General features: G+C 63.2%; 19 protein-coding genes and 1 riboswitch. Of the genes, 15 read left to right on the top strand and 4 right to left on the bottom strand.

Going from position 1 to position 20,891, the window contains the following annotated elements:
• The first annotated feature begins 88 nt into the window (after positions 1–88).
• From NKH90_RS01420 to NKH90_RS01450, 7 genes are all read left to right on the top strand, one after another.
• On the top strand, positions 89–1,216 hold the full coding sequence (locus NKH90_RS01420) for an S-(hydroxymethyl)glutathione dehydrogenase/class III alcohol dehydrogenase (RefSeq protein WP_352816745.1): 1,128 nt from the start codon (positions 89–91) through the stop codon (positions 1,214–1,216).
• Positions 1,213–1,485, top strand: a complete 273-nt coding sequence (locus tag NKH90_RS01425; protein WP_352451332.1) for a hypothetical protein — start codon at positions 1,213–1,215, stop codon at positions 1,483–1,485. The genes NKH90_RS01420 and NKH90_RS01425 overlap by 4 nt, the downstream gene beginning before the upstream one ends.
• A gap of 20 nt (positions 1,486–1,505) precedes the next feature.
• Complete coding sequence (gfa, locus tag NKH90_RS01430) at positions 1,506–2,075, top strand: S-(hydroxymethyl)glutathione synthase (RefSeq protein ID WP_352451333.1); 570 nt, start codon at positions 1,506–1,508, stop codon at positions 2,073–2,075.
• Positions 2,076–2,141: 66 nt separating this feature from the next.
• Positions 2,142–2,609, top strand: coding sequence for a YaiI/YqxD family protein (locus tag NKH90_RS01435; protein ID WP_352454435.1), 468 nt, complete (start codon positions 2,142–2,144; stop codon positions 2,607–2,609).
• Positions 2,610–2,614: 5 nt separating this feature from the next.
• On the top strand, positions 2,615–3,292 hold the full coding sequence (locus NKH90_RS01440) for a DUF1345 domain-containing protein (protein ID WP_352473888.1): 678 nt from the start codon (positions 2,615–2,617) through the stop codon (positions 3,290–3,292).
• 103 nt (positions 3,293–3,395) lie between these two features.
• Entirely contained in the window at positions 3,396–4,277 is an 882-nt protein-coding gene (locus NKH90_RS01445) for a cytochrome b/b6 domain-containing protein (RefSeq protein ID WP_352816747.1), read from the top strand.
• A gap of 1 nt (position 4,278) precedes the next feature.
• Entirely contained in the window at positions 4,279–5,088 is an 810-nt protein-coding gene (locus NKH90_RS01450) for a molybdopterin-binding protein (protein ID WP_352816750.1), read from the top strand.
• Between the two features lie 23 nt (positions 5,089–5,111).
• Here the strand turns inward: NKH90_RS01450 and NKH90_RS01455 are convergent, their stop codons facing one another.
• Positions 5,112–5,714 carry a DUF3011 domain-containing protein gene (locus NKH90_RS01455; protein ID WP_352816753.1) on the bottom strand — a complete coding sequence of 201 codons (603 nt, stop codon included), beginning with the start codon at positions 5,712–5,714 and terminating at the stop codon, positions 5,112–5,114.
• Between the two features lie 86 nt (positions 5,715–5,800).
• Here NKH90_RS01455 and NKH90_RS01460 point away from each other — a divergent pair, with 86 nt between their 5' ends.
• Both NKH90_RS01460 and NKH90_RS01465 read left to right on the top strand, forming a co-directional pair.
• Positions 5,801–6,631 carry a transporter substrate-binding domain-containing protein gene (locus tag NKH90_RS01460; protein ID WP_352816756.1) on the top strand — a complete coding sequence of 277 codons (831 nt, stop codon included), beginning with the start codon at positions 5,801–5,803 and terminating at the stop codon, positions 6,629–6,631.
• A 358-nt stretch (positions 6,632–6,989) separates the two neighbouring features.
• A complete protein-coding gene (locus NKH90_RS01465; protein ID WP_352816759.1) occupies positions 6,990–7,565 on the top strand; it encodes a Fic/DOC family protein in 576 nt (191 codons plus the stop codon).
• A 170-nt stretch (positions 7,566–7,735) separates the two neighbouring features.
• Here the strand turns inward: NKH90_RS01465 and NKH90_RS01470 are convergent, their stop codons facing one another.
• Positions 7,736–8,734 carry a hypothetical protein gene (locus NKH90_RS01470; protein ID WP_352816760.1) on the bottom strand — a complete coding sequence of 333 codons (999 nt, stop codon included), beginning with the start codon at positions 8,732–8,734 and terminating at the stop codon, positions 7,736–7,738.
• Positions 8,735–8,938: 204 nt separating this feature from the next.
• A riboswitch (glycine riboswitch) is annotated at positions 8,939–9,025 on the top strand.
• A 148-nt stretch (positions 9,026–9,173) separates the two neighbouring features.
• Between NKH90_RS01470 and gcvT the strand changes: the two genes are divergently transcribed.
• The 3 genes from gcvT to gcvP are packed head-to-tail and all read left to right on the top strand — an operon-like array spanning position 9,174 to position 13,493.
• Positions 9,174–10,292 (top strand): glycine cleavage system aminomethyltransferase GcvT, encoded by a 1,119-nt coding sequence (gene gcvT / locus NKH90_RS01475; RefSeq protein WP_352816762.1) that lies wholly within the window; start codon positions 9,174–9,176, stop codon positions 10,290–10,292.
• A 5-nt stretch (positions 10,293–10,297) separates the two neighbouring features.
• Positions 10,298–10,666, top strand: a complete 369-nt coding sequence (gene gcvH, locus NKH90_RS01480) for a glycine cleavage system protein GcvH (RefSeq protein WP_352451343.1) — start codon at positions 10,298–10,300, stop codon at positions 10,664–10,666.
• 16 nt (positions 10,667–10,682) lie between these two features.
• Complete coding sequence (gene gcvP / locus NKH90_RS01485) at positions 10,683–13,493, top strand: aminomethyl-transferring glycine dehydrogenase (protein WP_352816764.1); 2,811 nt, start codon at positions 10,683–10,685, stop codon at positions 13,491–13,493.
• A 72-nt stretch (positions 13,494–13,565) separates the two neighbouring features.
• Here the strand turns inward: gcvP and NKH90_RS01490 are convergent, their stop codons facing one another.
• The gene (locus tag NKH90_RS01490; protein ID WP_352500839.1) at positions 13,566–14,735 is read right to left on the bottom strand and encodes a GGDEF domain-containing protein; all 1,170 of its coding nucleotides are present in this window, start codon (positions 14,733–14,735) and stop codon (positions 13,566–13,568) included.
• Between the two features lie 272 nt (positions 14,736–15,007).
• On the opposite strand from NKH90_RS01490, the gene parE reads away from it, so the two are divergent.
• Together parE and NKH90_RS01500 are read left to right on the top strand one after the other, a co-directional pair.
• On the top strand, positions 15,008–17,059 hold the full coding sequence (parE, locus tag NKH90_RS01495; RefSeq protein ID WP_352816767.1) for a DNA topoisomerase IV subunit B: 2,052 nt from the start codon (positions 15,008–15,010) through the stop codon (positions 17,057–17,059).
• A 42-nt stretch (positions 17,060–17,101) separates the two neighbouring features.
• Positions 17,102–19,168: an FUSC family protein gene (locus tag NKH90_RS01500; protein WP_352816769.1), complete on the top strand. Its 2,067-nt coding sequence runs from the start codon at positions 17,102–17,104 to the stop codon at positions 19,166–19,168.
• Here the strand turns inward: NKH90_RS01500 and NKH90_RS01505 are convergent.
• On the bottom strand, positions 19,165–20,286 hold the full coding sequence (locus tag NKH90_RS01505; protein WP_352816772.1) for a DUF2336 domain-containing protein: 1,122 nt from the start codon (positions 20,284–20,286) through the stop codon (positions 19,165–19,167). The two genes, NKH90_RS01500 and NKH90_RS01505, sit on opposite strands and share 4 nt — an antisense overlap.
• A 110-nt stretch (positions 20,287–20,396) precedes the next feature.
• Between NKH90_RS01505 and NKH90_RS01510 the strand changes: the two genes are divergently transcribed.
• Positions 20,397–20,888 (top strand): MaoC family dehydratase, encoded by a 492-nt coding sequence (locus NKH90_RS01510; protein ID WP_502896453.1) that lies wholly within the window; start codon positions 20,397–20,399, stop codon positions 20,886–20,888.
• Positions 20,889–20,891: the final 3 nt, after the last annotated feature.

The following is a 20,891-nucleotide window of genomic DNA, read 5'->3' on the forward strand; positions in this document are numbered from 1 at the left end:
GGTCACAACGTCGCTTCGTGCATAGCGCAGAGCTGAATGGTAAGTTAAATCTAACCTGGATTGCAGACTGCCTTGGGAGGATTGCCTGATGAAAACGCGCGCCGCTGTCGCCGTTGCCGCCGGAAAGCCGCTGCAGATCATGGAGGTCGACCTCGAAGGTCCCCGCGATGGCGAGGTGCTGGTCGAGATCAAGGCAACCGGCATCTGCCACACCGACGAGTTCACGCTGTCGGGCGCCGACCCGGAAGGCCTGTTTCCGGCGATCCTCGGCCATGAGGGCGCCGGCATCGTCGTCGACGTCGGCAAGGGCGTCACCTCGGTCAGGAAGGGTGACCATGTCATCCCGCTCTACACGCCGGAATGCCGGCAGTGCCCGTCCTGCCTGTCGCGCAAGACCAATCTGTGCACCGCCATCCGCGCCACCCAGGGACAGGGCTTGATGCCGGACGGCACCTCGCGCTTCTCGATCGGCAAGGACAGGCTGTTCCACTACATGGGCTGCTCGACCTTCTCCAATTTCACCGTGCTGCCCGAGATCGCGGTGGCCAAGGTCAATGCCGACGCCCCGTTCGACAAGATCTGCTACATCGGCTGCGGCGTCACCACCGGCATCGGCGCTGTCATCAACACGGCCAAGGTCGAGCAAGGCGCGACGGCGGTCGTGTTCGGCCTCGGCGGCATCGGCCTCAACGTCATCCAGGGCCTGCGCCTTGCCGGCGCCGACATGATCATCGGCGTCGACCTGAACAACGACAAGAAGGAATGGGGCGAGAAATTCGGCATGACGCATTTCGTCAATCCGAAGGAGATCGACGGCGATGTCGTGGCCCATCTCGTCAACATGACCAAGCGCGGCGCCGACCAGATCGGCGGCGCCGACTACACGTTCGACTGCACCGGCAACACCAAAGTCATGCGGCAGGCGCTGGAAGCGTCGCACCGCGGCTGGGGCAAGTCGGTCATCATCGGCGTTGCCGGCGCCGGCCAGGAGATCTCGACGCGGCCGTTCCAGCTCGTCACCGGCCGCACCTGGATGGGCACCGCCTTTGGCGGCGCGCGCGGCCGCACCGACGTGCCGAAGATCGTCGACTGGTACATGGCCGGCAAGATCGAGATCGATCCGATGATCACCCACACGCTGAAGCTCGAGGACATCAACAAGGGCTTTGACCTGATGCATGAAGGCAAGTCGATCAGGAGCGTGGTAGTCTATTGAAGGAGGTACTGATCCGGGTTCGGATCCGATATCCGAATTTCAGCGAGTCGCTCAGTATGCAGAGCTGGCAATTCGGCGAACATCTTTGGGTAGCGCTTAGGAATAACAACCGCGTTCGCATCGACCTCGATGAGATCGACCGCGGCAGAGAAGAAATATCGTTTCTCGTGCGCGATACATATCTGAGCAAGGCGCTCAAGGTGGTAGAGCGCGTCAAGCAAGAACACCGTATGGAGAATGAAGCGGTAATCGAAACGGAACCAGCATAGAACCAAGGGAGGAGACAAAAATGCCGGAAAAACTGCATCCTAAAATCGACAATGGACTGCCACGGGAAAAGGCCGATTTTGCCGGCGGCACGCTGGTCTGCGCCTGCACCAGCAACCCGGTCAAGGTGAAGGTCAAGGGCCAGATCGCCCACAACCATGCCTGCGGCTGCACCAAATGCTGGAAGCCGGAAGGCGCGCTGTTCTCGGTCGTGGCGGTTGCCGGTACAAACGACGTGACGGTGACCGAAAACGGCGACAAGCTGAAGATCGTCGATCCGGGCGCGCTGATCCTGCGCCATGCCTGCACCGGCTGCGGCGTCCATATGCACGGCCCGGTCGAGCGCGACCACGCGTTCAAGGGGCTGTCCTTCATCCATCCCGAACGCTTCCAGGAAGACGGCTGGTCACCGCCGGGCTTCACCGCCTTTGTCTCGTCGATCATCGAGTCCGGTGTCGATCCGAGCCGCATGGACGGCATAAGGTCACAGCTGAAGTCGATCGGGCTCGAACCTTATGATTGCCTCAATCCAGGACTGATGGACTATATCGCCACCTGGACGGCCAAGCGGTCCGGCGCGTTGCCGGCCTAGTAGCCGCTCGACTATCATCGATCGAGCCGGGCGACGCCGCCCGGCTCTTTCACATTTGGAACAACGATGCCCGCACCTGCTATTCTCGTCGATGCCGACGCTTGCCCAGTGAAGGCCGAGGTCGAAAAAGTCGCCGAGCGGCACGGCATCGTCGTCACCTTCGTCTCCAATGGCGGCTTGCGTCCGTCGCGCGATCCGATGATCCGCAATGTCGTCGTCTCCAAGGGCGCCGATGCCGCCGACGACTGGATCGTCGAAAATGCCCGGTCCAACGATATCGTGGTGACCGCCGATATCCCGCTTGCCGCGCGCGCGGTGGCGCTTGGCGCCCACGTACTTGGTCCGACCGGACGCCCGTTTACGCCCGAAACGATTGGCATGGCGGTGGCAATGCGCGATCTCAAGCAGCATCTGCGCGAGACCGGCGAAAGCAAGGGCTACAATTCGAGCTTCGCGCCGCAGGACCGCTCGCGGTTCCTCGGCGAGCTTGACCGCATCCTACGGCGGGCGCTGAAATCCGCGTCTGCGGACTGAAGGCCATGGCGACTGGTACCCCGACCAAGATGCCCATGCGACGCCACACGCCGTTCGCGGTGTCGGCCTGCATCGGCGTGGCAGCCTTTGGCGCCGCGCTGGTCTGGCGTGCGCCGCTTGCCTATTCGATCGGCGCCAATGTGTTCTTTGCCGCCTATCTCGTCCTTGTCATCGCCCATATGCCGCGGCTTACCGGCAGCTATCTGCGCAAGAATGCAGGCGACACGGACCTGCCGGTGCTGGCCATCTTCGCGGTCACGCTGATTGTCGTCGCCATTGCCATCATGTCGTTGTTTCAATTGATCAACAGGGAGAAGAGCGCGGACACCGTCGAGCTTATGGTGGCGCTGCTGTCTATCCCGCTTGGCTGGTTGACCATCCATGCGATGGCCGCACTTCACTACGCGCATATCTACTGGTTGGATGGCGATGCGATGGATGGCGACACAAAAAAGAAAATTCCGGTCGGCGGCCTCGACTTCCCGGGCGGCAAGCGGCCGGAAGGCTCGGATTTCCTCTATTTCGCCACGGTGATCGGCATGACGGCCCAAACCGCCGACACCAACATCACGACCTCGCAAATGCGCCGTGTCGTGCTTGTGCATTCGATCCTGTCGTTCTTCTTCAACACGGTCATCGTGGCAGCCGCGGTCAACCTCGCCGTCAGCCTCGGCAGTCCGTAATAAATCCGTGATCGGGTGAAACATCGCTTAGGCTGGCGACGTATTGGGAGGAGAAGAGATCTGACGAGGCCGCGGAACCGCTTGGCAGGGAGGCACGGAAAATATGGAATCAGTTGCCAGAGGCGAAGCCAGCACCGGGGCAGATAGCGCTGCTTCGACGGATGCGACGCTGATCTATCGCCAGTCGCGCTGGACGCGGCTGACGCATTGGCTGTGGGCGATCGCGCTGTTCTTCATGCTGCTTTCCGGCCTGCAGATCTTCAACGCCCGCCCACAGCTCTACATCGGCAAGGAGTCGGGTTTTGGCTACAACAACACCGTCTTCGCCATTGGCGCCGAGAATACGGCGACTGGCCCGCGCGGCTATACCGAAATCTTCGGCAAGCGCTTCGATACCACTGGCGTGCTCGGCTGGTCGGGTCCGGCCGGCCAGGAGACCTCCCGTGCCTTCCCGTCCTGGGCGACGATCCCTTCCTATTACGATCTCGGCACCGCGCGCGTTGTTCATTTCTTCTTCGCCTGGGTGCTGACCAGCACGCTGCTGGTCTGGCTGGTCGCCAGCCTGATCAACGGCCATTTGCGCCGCGATCTTGCCCCGCGCCTCGATGATTTCAGGCGCCTGCCGCGAGACATTGTCGAGCACGCCAAGCTCAGGTTCCACCACACGCGCGACTACAACACGCTGCAGAAGATGGCCTATGGCGGCGTGCTGTTCGTGCTGCTGCCGCTGATGATCATCACCGGCCTTGCCATGTCGCCGAGCATGGATTCGGTGCTGCCGTTCCTGAATGATCTGCTCGGCGGCCGGCAGACGGCGCGCACCATTCATTTCACGGTGATGCTGCTGCTCGTCGCCTTCTTCATCATCCACATCGTGATGATCCTCGCCGCCGGCCCGATCAACGAGCTGCGCTCCATCATCACCGGCTGGTACCGAACCGACCCGCCGGCGCATGGCGACAAAGCGCCAGAGAGGAGTGCCTGACATGGCGAAATTCGAGATCAGCCCCAAGCTACAGATAAGCCGAAGAAAGTTCCTGACCTCGGCCAGCCTCGGCCTTTCCGGCATCATGCTGTCGGGCTGCGACGCCTTCGACAGCCAGCTTGGCGTCGGCGACAGCCTGCGCAGCTTCCTCGAAAGCGCCAATGGCCTGACCTGGCGGGCGCAGCGACTGCTTGCCGGCGCTGATGCGCTGGCGCCGGAGTTCACCGAGGCCGACATTCGCCAGCCGCAGCGGCCGAACGGCGTCACCGCACCGGACGACGATTTCTACAAGGGCCTGCTCGCCAGCGATTTCGCCGACTGGCGGCTGGAGGTTTCAGGCCTCGTCGAAAAGCCGCTGTCGCTGAGCCGCGAGCAGCTGATGAACATGCCGAGCCGCACCCAGATCACCCGCCACGACTGCGTCGAAGGCTGGAGCTGCATTGCCAAATGGACCGGCACGCCGCTGTCGCTGGTGCTCGACCAGGCAGTGGTCAAGCCGCAGGCGCGCTACGTCATGTTCCACTGCCTCGACACGATCGACCGCAGCCTGGCCGGCGACATCAAATATTACGGCTCGATCGACCTGGTCGATGCCCGCCATCCGCAGACGATCCTTGCCTATGGCCTCAACGGCAAGCGGTTGCCGGTCGAAAACGGCGCGCCGCTGCGCGTCCGCGTCGAGCGCCAGCTCGGCTACAAGATGCCGAAATACCTCTACAAGATCGAGCTGGTCGACGGCTTCGCCAATATCGGCGGCGGCAGAGGCGGCTATTGGGAGGACAATGGCTACGACTGGTACGGCGGCATCTGACAGAAACCTGACCTAAGCTTCATCTAACTGTCGTCGTCGCTGTCGTCGCCGTCGCTGCGCAGGGCCGGATTCAGGTCAGGATTGTCGTCAGGGGTGACAAGCTTGCCCAGCCCATGCGGTCCCTGGTAGTTGCCGTGGGTATCGAAGTTGGGGTTGCCCTGATTGTCGAATTGCGGCGTCGGATCGATCCATTGGTCGTAACGGCGCGGGCGCGGCTTCGGATAGTAATTATCGGAATGATGGCGATGCGAATCGCCGTTGTCGAGAATGGCGCCTACCACGCCGCCGACGATAATGGCTGCGGCGACGTCGCCAGCAGAGGGATTGCGGTTGGGGCTGGCGACTGCGAATTCGGCCGAGCAACCATTGTCGACCCAGATGCCGCCGCCGTCATAGCCCCAGCTTCTACCGTATACGCAACGCGCCTTCGACAGCCGGGAGGTCAACTGCACGCCGCGGCGCGTATCGATCCCGCAATAGGAATAGCGGTAATCGGCGCTGGAGCAGACCACGCGTTTTGCCCCCGCAGCCTGCGCTGCCGCCGGCAGCAGCGAAAGCTTCGCCGGATTGCCCAGGATGCAAACCAGGAACATCATCGAACCGGTAACCGCCATCCATGCCGACATCGCAACTCTCCATCAGGGTCCGCTATCGACAGAATGGCACCTCTGTGTAAATCTGACAACCGGACGGGCTCAGCGAGGTTATATTAATGCGCGCTAAGATGATCGCCACAACTATACTTGCCCTTTCTGCGTGGTTGGCTTTGTCGCTGCTGCCAGCCCGGGCGGACGACAGCCTCAAGCGCATCATCGACCAGAAGACACTGACGGTCGGCGTGGCGCTCAACCCGCCATGGATCCTCAAGAAGGCCGACGGGAAGTTCGCCGGCTATGATGTCGACCTGACCAGTGCGCTGGCGTCTGATCTCGGCGTCGACCTGAAGCTGGTCGAGGTGCCCTGGAACGACCTTAAGACAAGACTGCTCAAGGGTGATTTCGACATGATCGCGGCTGGCTACGCCAGCACGCCGGAACGCGCACGCGAGGTGGTGTTCTCCAACCAGACCGGCACCGCCGATATCCGCATGGTTGCGACGATCGCCAGCCTTGGGAAAAGGCCGGGAAAGGCAGTGGCGGCGCCGGGATACAAGATCGCCGTGCTGTCCAATTCCACCGATGAAGCCGCCGCGAAGGAAGCTTTTCCCAAGGCGACCATCCTGTCTTTCGACAATACCTCAGATGTTTTCGCCGCGATCATCGGCGGCGACGCACAGGCAATGGTCGCGACATCGCCAACGCCCCAAATGGCCGCCAGGCTCTATGACGCGAAGTTGACAATGGTGGGCGGCCCGCTGTTGCGGACGCCGGAGGCGTTTGCGATGCGCCCGGACGATGTGCGCCTCATCCAATACGTCAACAACTGGATCGGCGCGCGCACCGCCGACGGCACCATAGGCGGCGTGCGCCGCTACTGGTTCGGCAGCTTCAAATGGATGTCGCGGTTCGACACCAGCGCCAAGCCGGAGCCCGCCAAACAATAGCGTCGCGCGACTGCTTATGCGACCTTGTCGATCAGCGACCGTATTTCAGCGACAGTGGCGCGCTCGCTCCATGATCGTCGGATTCAGCTGTTTCACGGCCGCAAAATTCGCTTTGGTCCCCTTGGCCGGCATGTGCTAGCGTTGCCAGATGAAAAGTCGTTCCCCCAAATTAGATCGCTCGCCAAAGAGCGGACACTATGTCCTGACGAGCAGTCGAGGCGCCAAAATCAGCGCCGTCGAAGGTATGAAGCTAAGTCCACGCATGGGGCATATCCTTGAGCAAAGCTCGCAGCGTGGGCTGAGCGGTGATGAGCGACGCAAGCTCATCAAAGAACAGGCGCGCAAGAAGTAGCGGACCTTGGTCTATGCCGCAGAATCCGATCCTCTGTGCTATCCGGGCACGACCGTCCTTCGCAACCTCCTCGACATTCATGATCAGTCCGAGCTCGACGAGTTTGAGCTCGCTCTGTTTCTGACCCGGGCCGATGAGGCTTTTCCAGCTGGTGATCTGGATTATCCGCACTATCTGGCACTGCATCGTCACCTGTTTCAGGACGTCTATGCGTGGGCCGGTGAACCGCGCACCATCCGCATCGGCAAGGGCGGTAACTGGTTTTGCTACCCTGAGTACATCGATGCCGAGATGCAGCGGGTTTTCGGAGAACTCTCAGCCGCCGGCCATTATTCCAGCACATCAGCCGAGGTCTTTGCAGCTGGCGCAGCGCACGTTCTCGCTGAGATCAATGCGATACACCCCTTCCGAGAAGGCAACGGCCGCACTCAGCTGGCGTTTCTGGCGATATTAGCCGATAACGCCGGCCATGGTTTCGACGATGACGAGCTGGATCGCGATCGTGTAATGAAGGCCATGATCTCAAGCTTTTCCGGCGACGAAGCCCCACTCACGCGCCTGATTCAGGACATTGTCGCTTAAGGGCTGCCTACCGATCCTGGCTGATGTTGCCTGTCCTCGGAAAGGTTAATGCGCTGCCGTCGGCTGTAATCAGTCGCTAGAGATGCGCTTGAGCCTGTCCAGTTAATTGGCTGCCTGTCCGTTCGCATCGCTTCAGGGTTGGCAGTGACGCTCGGTTGCTCGTGAAAGGCTCACGCAACCTTGTCGATCAGCGGCTTCAGCGCCGGGTGGATTTCCGGCGAGGCGTGCTTGATCAGCGTCAGCAGCGCGCGCTCGTTCTCATGCAGCGGCCGGTCGCCGATGTGTTCGGCGAGCCACTTCGCTTCGCCGGCGTCGACCGTCTCGGCGCGGCGGGCCAGTGCCTCGGCTGCCTTGTTCCTCGATTCCCATTCGGCCTCGACGTCGCCCGGTGAGAGATAGGCTTCCATGATGCCGGACAGGCCGCCCGATACCATGCGGCTGAAGAACCCGCCGATCTCCGGATCGGCCTGCTCGAAGAACGAATCCCGGCGCAGCGCCACGTCGCGCACCGGCGGTTCGTAGCCGGCCGAACACATGACGAAATTGGCGATCGCCTTGACGAACAGATCGTTCCAGGACGGATCGTTGTCGCCCGCCGCTGTCCGCTCGTTGATCTCGAACAGCACCTCGGCCTCGGCGCGGCTGATGGCGATGTTGCCATCGCCGCCGTAGGCGTAAAGGATGCGGCGCAACAGCTCGACCTCAGCCTTGGCAATCGACCCAGGGATAAGCCTGCCGCCGGTCATCAGCGGCCCCTTGCCGTCCACGACCGCATGAGCGACCTGCTCCAGCGCATAGCTGGAAAGCGTGCTCGGCGATGATTTGGCAACTTCCAGCACATGCACCAGCAGCTCGAGTTCGGTCTGGCTGTCGACCATGCCGTCGCGCGAAATCGTCCGGATCAGCCAGTCAGCATTGTCTTGCGAAACATAGCCCGCCGGCTTTTCCTGGTGGACGATGAAATCGGTGACGGCCTCGACGAAAAACTCAAGCCATTCTGCGCATTTGTCCCTCGCCGTTGCATCCAGCGCAAACAGCGCCTCGGCCTCGCCGCGCGTTACTAGGCCGTCGCCGAACACTTCGCCGCGCAGCATGACCACGTCTTCCGCCGTGATCCGATTTTTCGAGGCCAGCCCGGCCACCGGCGCGCTCATGATCAATTCGCCCATTGTCTTCCCCGCCCGCCGCCGGTAATTGCCGGCCCTTATGCGGTATATCGGCAAGGTCTTGAGAAACCGGCAAGCGGCGTGGTTAGCGAAGGCTTGCCCGTAAAGAAGGCCCGCGGAAGACCTGGCAGTAAAAATGTCGCCGGCAGGTGACAAGGTGTCGTCCACGGGCTATGGATGACGAGTCGAGGGCTCCTGACCGAGTCCTACCTGTTTGTGGGAGAGAGCAGCGAGAGCTGCCGCCGAAGGGGAAATCGCCCGAAATCTCTCAGGCAAAAGAACCGTAGACGGGAAAGACACTCTGGAAAGTCGGGGCTTGCCCCCGCGCCGAAGGTGTAAGCGCTGCCGACAGAGTTACGGGGCGCGAGTCTCTCAGGCTTCAGACAGAGGGGCACGGACTGGTCGCCATTCGCGGCCGCTTGCGTGCGACTCTGGAGATGACATGACGGGCGACGATACCAAACACCTTCCCCTCGAAGATCTGCACATGGCAGCTGGTGCGCGCTTTGGCGCCTTCGCCGGCTGGTCGATGCCGCTGACCTATCCGGCCGGCGTGATGAAGGAGCACCTGCACAGCCGTGAGCATGCCGGCCTGTTCGACATCTCGCACATGAAGCTGTTCGAAATCAGCGGTACGGGGGCAGCAGCGCTTCTGAACCGCGCCTGCCCGTTCGATGCCGGCGCACTTGAGGTTTCCCAGTCCAAATACACGTTCTTCCTCAATGAGGCGGCCGGCATTCTGGACGATCTGATCGTCACCAGGCTCGGCGCCGAGCGCTTCATGATGGTCGCCAATGCCGGCAACGCCGCCGCCGACGAAAAGCATCTGCGCGCACTGGCCAAAAATTTCGATGCAGAGGGCGATTTCGATGTAAAAGTGGATGCGCTCGACCGCGTCTTCCTGGCCATACAGGGCCCCGAGGCGTGGGCTGCCCTTTCCCGCGCCGGCATCGAGACCGGTTCGCTGGTGTTCATGCACGGCATCGAGCCGCGCGAAAAATGGTTCATGAGCCGGTCCGGCTATACCGGCGAAGACGGCTTCGAGATCGGCCTGCCGGAAGCGGATGCAAGAAACCTCGTCGCCAGGCTGCTCGAGGACGAGCGGGTGATGTGGGTCGGCCTTGCCGCCCGCGACAGCCTGCGGCTCGAAGCCGGACTGTGCCTGCACGGGCTGGACATCACGCCGGAGATCGATCCGGCCAGCGCCGGGCTGATGTGGCCCATCCCCAAGGAGGTTCGCGCCTCTGGCGCCTTCATCGGCGCCGATGCGCTGCGCGCCATCCTGGAGCGTGGTCCGGCGCAAAAACGCGTCGGCCTGAAGCCGGAAGGCCGCCAGCCGGTGCGCGCCGGTGCTGCCCTTTTCGATGCTGACGGCAACCCTGCCGGCCATGTCACCTCAGGCGGCTTCGGCCCCTCGGCCGGTCATCCGGTCGCCATGGGCTACGTCCAGACGCCGCTTGCCAAATCCGGCGCAAAACTGTTCGCCGATGTCCGCGGGACGAAAATCCCGGTCGACATCCACCCCTTGCCCTTCACGCCCCATCGCTACCGCAAAGGATGATTTCAATGGCAAAGACCTATTTCACCGAAGATCACGAATGGCTGCGCGTCGAGGGCGGCATCGCCACGGTCGGCATCACCGATTACGCGCAGCAGCAGCTCGGCGATCTCGTCTTCGTCGAACTGCCGGAGCCGGGGAAGAAGCTGGCCAAGGGCGACACCGCCGTGGTGGTCGAATCGGTCAAGGCCGCATCGGACGTCTACGCGCCGGTCGACGGCGAGATCACCGAGGCCAACACCTCGCTGTCATCGGATCCTTCACTCGTCAATTCGGCGGCAACCGGCGACGGCTGGTTGTGGAAGATGAAGCTGGCCAATGAGCGCCAACTCGACGGACTCCTCGATGAAGCCGCTTACAAAGCCCATATTGGTTGATAGCAGGACCAGGAAGATGACCGCAGCACCCTACCCCTTCTCGGCTCGCCATATCGGCCCGGGCCTCCATGACGTCAGAGCCATGCTGGCGACGATCGGCGTTCCTTCGGTCGAGACCCTGATCAGCCAGGCAGTGCCGAAGTCGATCCGGCTCGACCGGCCGCTGGCCCTGCCCGCGCCCGCAACCGAAGCGGAAGCGCTGGCCGAGCTCGCGGCGACGATGGCAAAGAACACGGTGCAGAAGAGCTTCATCGGTGCCGGGTATCATGGCGTCCACGTGCCGCCGGTGATCCAGCGCAACCTGTTCGAGAACCCGGCCTGGTATACGGCTTACACGCCTTACCAAGCCGAGATCAGTCAGGGCCGGCTGGAGATGCTGTTCAACTTCCAGACACTGGTGACGGAACTGACCGGCCTGCCGGTGGCATCGGCCTCGCTGCTCGACGAGGCGACGGCGGTGGCCGAAGCGGTTGGGATCGCGCTGCGCCATCATCGCGACAAGCGCACCAAGGTGGCACTGGCCGGCACGCCGCACCCGCAGACGCTGGACGTCGTGCGCACCCGCGCCGAGCCGCTCGGCATCGAGGTCGACGGCGAGGTGATCGACGACAACACCGCCGCCCTGCTGGTCTCCTGGCCCGATACATTCGGCGTCTACGGCGACCACAAGGCAGCGATCGACAGGGCCCGTGCTGCCGGCGCGCTGGTCGTCTTCATCGCCGACCCGCTTGGCCTGACGCTGACCGATGCGCCGGCCAGGCTTGGCGCCGACATCGCCGTCGGCCCGATGCAGCGTTTTGGCGTGCCGATGGGCTTTGGCGGGCCGCACGCCGCCTATTGCGCCGTCTCCGACAGGCTGACGCGGCTGATGCCCGGCCGGCTCGTTGGCCAGTCGACGGATAGCAAGGGCCGTCCTGGTTATCGCCTCGCTTTGCAGACACGCGAACAGCATATCCGCCGCGACAAGGCGACGTCCAACATCTGCACCGCACAGGCGCTGCTCGCCAATATGGCGACGGCCTACGCGATCTGGCATGGCCCTGCCGGGCTGCAGGCGATTGCCGGCCGCGTCCACACGCTGGCCAACCGCCTGGCTGCCGGCCTCAAGGCAGCGGGCGTTTCGGTGGTCGGCGACAGCCATTTCGACACGGTGACCGTGAAAGTGAAGGGCAGAGCCGGCGCGATTGCCGCCGCCGCAGAAAAGACCGGCCGGCTGCTGCGCGTCATCGACGCCGACCATGTCGGCATCAGCTTCGACGAGACCTCCACCGAGGCCGATCTGGAGGCGATCGCAGCACTTTTCGGCGCCAAGGCCGGCGTTGCCGCCGGCAGTTCCATGCCAGGAAAACCGCGCGGCAAGGAGTTTCTCACCCAGCCCGTCTTCCGCGAAAACCACTCGGAAACCGACATGATGCGCTTCCTGCGCCGGCTGGCCGACAAGGACCTGGCGCTCGACCGCGCCATGATCCCGCTCGGCTCCTGCACCATGAAGCTCAACGCCGCCGCCGAAATGATGCCGGTGAGCTGGCCTGATGTCGCCAACCTGCATCCCTTCGCGCCGGCAAACCATTCGATAGGCTATCGCGCCATGATCGACGAGCTGGAAGGCTGGCTGGCCGAGATCACCGGCTTCGACGCGGTGACCCTGCAGCCCAATGCCGGCAGCCAGGGCGAATATGCCGGGCTGCTCGCCATTCGCGGCTATCATCTCTCGCGCGGCGAAGGCCATCGCACCGTCTGCCTGATCCCGTCCTCGGCGCATGGCACCAATCCGGCAAGTGCTGCCATGGCCGGCATGAGCGTCGTCGTCGTGCGCTGCACCGAGGACGGCAATATCGATACGGCCGACCTGCAGGCCAAGGCGACCGAGCATGCGCACAACCTCGCGGCGCTGATGTTCACCTACCCTTCGACGCATGGCGTCTTCGAGGAAGGCGCGCGCGACCTCTGTGCGCTGGTTCACAGCCATGGCGGCCAGGTCTATTTCGACGGCGCCAACCTCAACGCGCTGGTCGGCCTCGCCCGTCCCGGCGATATCGGCGCCGATGTCTGCCACATGAACCTGCACAAGACCTTCTGCATCCCGCATGGCGGCGGCGGCCCCGGCGTCGGCCCGATCGGCGTCAAGGCGCATCTGAAGCCATATCTGCCCGGCCACGTCACCGAAGGCTCGGCCCATGCCGTGGCGGCGGCACCGTTCGGCAGTGCCTCCATCCTGCCGATCACCTGGATGTATATTCGCATGATGGGCGCTTCCGGCCTGAAGCAGGCGACCGAGACGGCGATCATCTCCGCCAACTATGTGGCGACGCGGCTTGGCGAGCATTTCCCCCTGCTTTACAAAGGGCGCAACGGACGCGTCGCGCATGAATGCATCCTCGACACCCGCGTGCTCAAGGACAGCGCCGGCATCAGCGTCGACGATATCGCCAAGCGGCTGATCGACTATGGCTTCCACGCGCCGACCATGTCGTTCCCGGTCGCCGGCACGCTGATGGTCGAGCCGACCGAGTCCGAGCCCAAGCGCGAGCTGGATCGTTTCTGCGAGGCCATGATCGCCATAGCCGGCGAGGCAGCCAAGGTGGCGAAGGGCGAATGGCCGTTGGCCGACAATCCTCTGGTCAACGCTCCGCACACCGCCGCCGAGGCATTGGCCGGCCAGTGGACCCATCCCTATTCGCGTCTGGAGGCAGCCTATCCAGCCGGCGATGCCGACACCGCAGCAAAGTACTGGCCGCCGGTGTCACGCATCGACAATGTCGCCGGCGACCGCAACCTTGTCTGCTCCTGCCCGCCGCTGTCGGAATATCTGGGTGCGGCGGAATAGATCATGATCCCGAAAAGTGGAATCCGGTTTTCGGACAAGATCATGGGTCTAACAAGAAGATAGAAACCTCAATCAGGCAGAACGCAAGGCCGGCCCGTCGGCCTTGCTCGCCCGGTCCCGGACGACGACGCGATTTCGCCCGGCGCGCTTTGCCGCATAGAGTGCTGCGTCGGCTTCGGCCAGCACATCGTCGAGACCGGTGCCGTTTGTTCCGCCAAAGCCGATGCCGCCGCTGACTGTGCTTCGCAACGGACCGAGTTGGGTGGCCACGACTTCCGTGCCGAAGGCGACGCTGATCTTGCTCGCAATGTCATAGGCCTTCTCTTCCGTCATCCGCGACATGACGAGCACGAATTCCTCGCCGCCCAACCGGAAGGCGTCGACGCCGGTCCGGGCGTATTTCCTGATGACGGCGGCAAAGCGGCACAGAACCTGGTCGCCGACCGGGTGACCGAATACGTCGTTCGTCCTCTTGAAATGGTCAAGGTCGAACATGGCAACGGACATGAACGGACCGAAGACCCGCTCGCCGTAGAGTGCCGTCAACGCCCGCCGATTCATCAGCCCGGTCAATGGATCGGTCATCGTCTCGGCCTTCAGTTCGATCTGCGCCTGCAAATGGTGCAGGGAGAGCGTCAATGCGCCGAGCCCGGTCATGCAGGCGACGGCCACGACGGAATTCACCCGCTCGGCCCAATTGTCCGGTGCTACACCGAGCACCCATTGGCCCGTGACCAGCAGGACCGCGCCGCAAAGTCCGAACGACAGGGCACAGACGCCGCTCAGGAACGAGACGACCAGCAATATCCGGCGATCGTGACCACCCTCAATCCAGAACATCGCCCCGATGAGCGAGAGCAGCGCCGTTACCGTCGCGTAGGTGACAATAAAGCCGACACCATCAAACCCGAGATACGTCGCGCCCGCGCAAACGGCCATCGCAACCAAGGTCGGCAAGATGGCTCGTCTGTAGTCGCCTATGCCGAGGTATTGCATGGCCGACAGGCAGATGATCAGGAAGCCGAGGCTGAGCAGCGCAAGCACGATCTGGCAAAGCCAGGCGCTTGGATCCCTGGTGTAATGCCAGAACAACACCACATGTGCGACGAGCACGAGAATGCCACACGCCACCGTCAGCACAAAGCGTGCCTGTGGCGCGCTGAACCAGATGGCAAACATGGTGATGCTAAGGCACGTGCCCGACAGCGCCGCCGCGAGCAGGAGCGAACTGTAATCCAACATGCTTAAGCGACTGCCTCTTGAGGGTTCCGCTGCATTCTAGGTCAGCGACAGTCCGCAAATACCGCCTTTTAGCCAATCTTCCGGCGTAACCTTCGGACAGGGTTTACAAAACGTCGATGCTCCACCTTCGACCCCATTTCCGCCGCTTGGCTGTCGAATGGTTTTGCAGTAAGAGGCCCTATCCTCGAACGTAACAGGAACCTCCGTCGCCTGCCCGCCAAAAGCGTGGCAGTATCGGGTGGTGATTCGCAGCATCGGAATCCAGGACCGGCATGGACGACAATAACGATCTTTTCGCCAAATTGGACAAGCAGCCGCAACCGGCTCGCGCCGCCGCGCGCCCGGCCGACCCGCTGGTGCAGGCGGCGAAGCGGCCGGCGCCCCGCGACGCCAGCGAGAGCTATAGTGCCGCCGACATCGAAGTGCTGGAGGGGCTGGAACCGGTGCGCCGCCGCCCGGGCATGTACATTGGCGGCACCGACGACAAGGCGATGCACCATCTGTTCGCCGAGGTCATCGACAATTCGATGGACGAGGCGGTCGCCGGCCATGCGACCTTCATCGATGTCGAGCTTTCCGCCGACGGATACCTGTCCGTCACCGACAACGGCCGCGGCATTCCGGTCGATCCGCACCCGAAATTCAAGAAGCCGGCGCTCGAACTCATCATGACGACGCTGCATTCAGGCGGCAAGTTCGACAGCAAGGTTTACGAGACGTCCGGCGGCCTGCACGGTGTCGGCGTTTCCGTGGTCAACGCGCTGTCCGACCATCTCGAGGTCGAGGTGGCGCTGGGAAGGAAACTTTATCGGCAAAAGTTCTCGCGCGGCATTCCTGTGACCGGCCTGGAGCAGCTCGGCGAGGTGCACAACCGCCGCGGCACGAAGATCCGCTTCCATCCAGACGAGCAGATTTTCGGCAAGGGCGCTGCTTTCGAGCCGACGCGGCTCTACCGCATGGCGCGGTCAAAGGCTTATCTGTTCGGCGGTGTCGAAATCCGCTGGACCTGCGACCCGTCGCTGATCAGGGAAAAGGACACGACGCCGGCCAAGGCAGAATTCCATTTTCCGGGCGGCCTCAAGGATTATCTGAAAGCCTCGCTCGGCGACGAATTCCAGGTGACCCGTGAAATGTTTGCCGGTAAGAGCGAGAAGCAGGGTGGCCACGGTTCGCTCGAATGGGCGGTGACCTGGTTCGGCGGCGACGGTTTTATCAATTCCTATTGCAACACCATTCCGACCGCCGAAGGCGGCACGCATGAGGCCGGCTTCCGCAACGTCCTGACGCGCGGCTTGCGCGCTTATGCCGACCTGGTCGGCAACAAGCGCGCCTCGATCGTCACTTCCGAGGATGTGATGATCTCGGCGGCGGGCATGCTGTCGGTGTTCATCCGCGAACCGGAATTCGTCGGCCAGACCAAGGACAGGCTGGCGACGATCGAGGCGATCCGCATCGTCGAAAGCGCCATCCGCGACCCGTTCGACCACTGGCTGGCCGACAATCCGCAGGAGGCTTCGAAACTGCTCGAATGGGTGATCGCGCGCGCCGACGAGCGGGTGCGCCGCCGCCAGGAAAAGGAAGTGTCGCGCAAAAGTGCGGTGCGCAAACTGCGGCTGCCCGGCAAGCTCGCCGACTGCACGCAGAATGCCGCCGCCGGTGCCGAGCTGTTCATCGTCGAGGGCGATTCGGCCGGCGGTTCGGCAAAGCAGGCGCGCGACCGCGCCAGCCAGGCGGTGCTGCCCCTGCGCGGCAAGATCCTCAACGTCGCCAGCGCCGGCAACGACAAGCTTGCCGCCAACCAGCAGATATCCGACCTCATCCAGGCGCTTGGCTGCGGCACGCGCTCGAGATATCGCGACGAGGACCTGCGTTACGACCGGGTCATCATCATGACCGATGCCGACGTCGACGGCGCCCATATCGCCTCGCTGCTGATCACCTTTTTCTACCAGGAGATGCCGAGCCTGGTCCGCGGCGGCCATCTCTATCTGGCGGTGCCGCCGCTTTATTCGATCCGGCAAGGCGGCAAGGTCGCCTATGCCCGCAACGATGCGCACAAGGACGAACTCCTGCGCACCGAATTCGCCGGGCGCGGCAAGGTCGAAATCGGCCGCTTCAAGGGGCTGGGCGAAATGATGGCTGCCCAGCTCAAGGAAACCACCATGGACCCGAAAAAGCGCACGCTGCTCAGGGTCGACGTTATCGATGCCGAGGCGGCGACCAAGGATGCGGTCGACGCATTGATGGGGACCAAGCCCGAGGCCCGTTTCCGCTTCATCCAGGAACGCGCGGAATTCGCCGAGACGGAAGTGCTGGATATCTGAGCTCCCGCCGCTAGCTTGGCCTTCTGAGCTGGAGACGAGCACTTGACCTGGGCGCGGCTGAAGGACGATATCGGCACGCGGATCGCTGGCCTGACGCGGCCGACGCGCTCGGACTGGATCTTTGCCCTGCGCACCGTTTCGGCCGGCCTCATCGCGATTTTGGCCGCCTATGCGCTGAAGCTCGACCACCCGCAATGGGCGATGATGACGGTGTTCATCGTCGCACAGCCGGTCGCCGGCATGGTGCTGGCGAAGGGGTTTTATCGTCTCCTCGGCACGCTTGCCGGCGCGCTGGCGGCGATCGGGATTACCACTGTTTTCGATGCCAACCCGTGGTTGCTGGTTGCAGTTCTTGCCGTCTGGATCGGCATCTGCTCGCTGGTCTCGTCGCTGCTACGCAATCCGGAAGCCTATGGCGCGGCGCTTGCCGGCTACACCGCGATGATCATCGGCCTGCCGGCTTTCGGCCAGCCGCACCTCGTCATCGATCTCGCGGTGGCGCGCTGCGCGGAAATCGTGCTTGGTATCGTCTGCGCTGCGCTGACCAGCCGGCTGATCCTGCCGAAACTGGCCGCCGACGCCATCATCTCAAGACTGAAACGCAGCATTCTCGACCTGGCGGCCTATGCGGACGGCGCTTTTTCCGGCGGTGATGCGGAAAAGCTTGCCGGGCTGCACCGCAAGCTGATCGGCGACGTCCAGACGCTCGGCGAGATGCGCACCTACGCAAGGCTGGAGGGGCCGAGCCTCGCCACCCGCGCCTATCCGGTCCGGCGTACCATCGGCCAGCTTCTGTCGGCCCTGTCAGCGGCGCGTGCGCTGCATGCCCACGCCGCGCCGAAGAATGCAGCCCTCATCCCCGTTCGCGCCGAGTTGCAGGCCGTTGTCGGCGAACTGGTAGCCAAGCCGGGCGCGCTGGACGATACGGCGCCCTGGGTGGCGCGGCTCGACGCAATCGCCGGCAAGGCGCGACAGATGCCTGACGTCGCGGCCGGGCAAGACATTGACTGGGCTGGCACTGTCACCCGCCTAACCATTGCCGCCGACTTCGCCGAGGCCATGCAGCAAGTGCTGCGCGGCCTGGATGCACTGCGCTCTCCCCTGTCTCGTGCCAGTCGCGAACGGCGGCAGCCGGCACTGGTGGTGCACCGCGATTATCGTGCGGCATCGCGCAATGCCGTGCGCGCAGCTATTGCCACGCTCCTGGTCGCCGGCTTCTGGCTGGCGACGAAATGGTCGGACGCGACGGGCACGGTCATTCTGGTCGCCGTCGTCTCCGGCCTGTTCGCCGCTCGACCCGATCCGATCCGGTCGGCATGGAACTTCTTCGAGGGCACGTTGCTCGCCCTGCCCTTTGCGTTTCTCATCGGCCAGTTGGCGCTTCCGGCTTTGCCAGGCTTCGGATGGTTCATGGTCTTTGTCGTGCCGATCCTGGTACCAGCGGCACTGGCCATGGCCAATCCGCGCTATGTCGGCGTGGCAACGGCCTTTGCCATCAATTTCCTCGCCTTCCTCAGCCCACATCAGGCGATGACCTACGATCCGTTTCCGTTCTTCGCCAATTCGGCATCGGTCCTGGTCGGCATTCTTCTGGCGATCGGCGTCTTCGCCACCGTGCTGCCCGCCGACCCCTGGGTCACCGTCAACCGCATCCTGCAAGCCATGCGCGAAGATCTTGCCCGCCTTTGTCTGCATGAGCGCATGCCGCGGCGACTGGCTTTCGAGAGCCTTGCCTATGATCGGGTCAACCAGTTGATGCCGCTGCTGCAGAACGCCGGCGAGAAAGGCGACGCCGTTCTCGACGGCGGCATTGCTGCCGTTACTGTCGGCCTCGAAATCCTGCGGCTGCGCAACGCGCAACAGAGTTCCGCGATCCCACCTGAAACAGCACTTTCCATCGCCAATTTCCTGCGCGGTCTGGCACGCGAGCTGCTGTTCAGGCGGCCCGGCGAGCCGCAGACGGCGACCGTCGCCGTCGCCAGGCAATATGCAGCTGGCATCGCGGAGCGAAGCGAAGCAGCCGAAATGCTGCAGATCGCCGCCTCGCTGCGCATCATTGCCGCCGCGATCGAGGATTTTCCGGATTTTTTCGAGAAAGACCGGGTTTAAGCAGCGGCGATCGCCAGCGCGTGCCCGCGTGCGTTCTCGCGCAGCGCGTCGAGATGGATCGATTTGACCAGCCCGGCGAGATCGCCTTCGGCGGACTGTCCGCCCAATTCCTTCAGCATCAGCCAGCTGACTTCCTGGACGCCGGCGAGGCGTTTGCCATTGGCGACCTCGCGCCAGACCTTCAGCGCGCGCAGAATGATGGCGTGGGTGGCGGCGGCAAGCCCGGCGCTGCGGAACAGTGCCTGCAGAGCCACGTCATGGCCGCCGGCCAGCAGTGCTCTCACCCGTTGTTCGGACTGTTGGCTGAGCGCGACCAGCGCCGAACCAAAGAAGTCGACCTTGCCGTGCGCAATGGTGCGGACGACGAAGCTTGCGGTCAGGTCGCCGCGCAGGCGCAGATGTTCGACAAGTGCGGTATGTTCCTCTGTCCGCGTGCCTTCGATCAGCGTCACCGAAGCCTTGATGCAAGCATCGCGCGTGACGCGCTCGGCCCTGGCGGCGCCCATCAGCGCCAGCACCAGCGGCGACCCCTTGAGCATCTCCCCGAGCTTGACCAGCAGCATATGCCGGCAATCGGCGGGCAGCCGGGTGTCGGCGATCAGCGCCTCGCGCACCAGAGGCAGATGGCCGTGCCGCTCGGCCATGCGGCGAAAGCTGACGGATGCGATATCGGCGCCGCTGTTGGCGAGCAGCGTGGTGCAAGCCTCCGGCTCACCGATCTCGGCGATCGCCGCCGCAACCGACATCGAGACACGCGGCCGGTCGGCGATCACCTTCTGCGTCGCTTTCTGGCCGCCGGCAACCCGATCAATCAGGTCGGCATCGGTAAGCAGCGGCGAGCGCGCCAGTACCAAAGCGGCCACCTCGGGCTGGTCCGACGCCAGCGCGCTGACGATCTGCGGCGGCGCGTGGTGGCTCATGGAAAGCGCGTCGGCGATTGCCAGTCGCACCTTCGACGATGCGTCGTCGAGCAGCAGCGTCAGCGCCGCCTCCGCAGCGCAGCGGTCCTCGAAAGGCAGGTCCGAGTCGACATAGGCGCGAGCCAGCGCGCTTGCCGCCGCAGCACGCTCCGACACCTTCGCCGTGTGGATCCATTTCAGGAAATGCGAAACGACCATGTCGCCTGCTTACGCCCTTTGCCAGAAGGTTTCTGGTCCCTGTCGAGACCGTAGGCACAAATGGTTTATGAACGGTTCACCATGTTCGTTAACTGGCTTGCGAGCCCGGTATGCAACGCCTATCAACCCTTAAGCAGCGGAGGAGATCGACCATGGCCGGACTTTACCTTGAGGAGTTCGTTGTCGGCCATGTGTTCAAGCACACGCTGCGCAAGACCGTGACCGAAGGCGACAACATGCTGTTTTCGGTGATGACGCTGAACCCGCAACCGCTGCACATCGATTTCGACTTCGCGGCGAAGAGCGAATGGGGCAAACCGCTGGTCAATTCGCTGTTCACACTGGGCCTGATGATTGGCATTTCAGTCAACGACATCACCGTCGGCACCACTATCGCCAATCTCGGCATGAGAGAGACGGTGTTTCCGCACCCCGTCTTCCATGGCGACACCATTCGCGTCGAGACCACGGTGGTTTCGGTGCGCGAATCCAGGTCGAAGCCGGACCGCGGCATCGTCGAGCTCGAGCATCGCGCCTATAACCAGAACGACGTGCTGGTTGCCAAATGCACGAGGCAAGCCATGATGATGAAAAAGGCATAGCCG

This window comes from Mesorhizobium sp. M0898 (assembly GCF_040319695.1).
Lineage (GTDB): Bacteria > Pseudomonadota > Alphaproteobacteria > Rhizobiales > Rhizobiaceae > Mesorhizobium.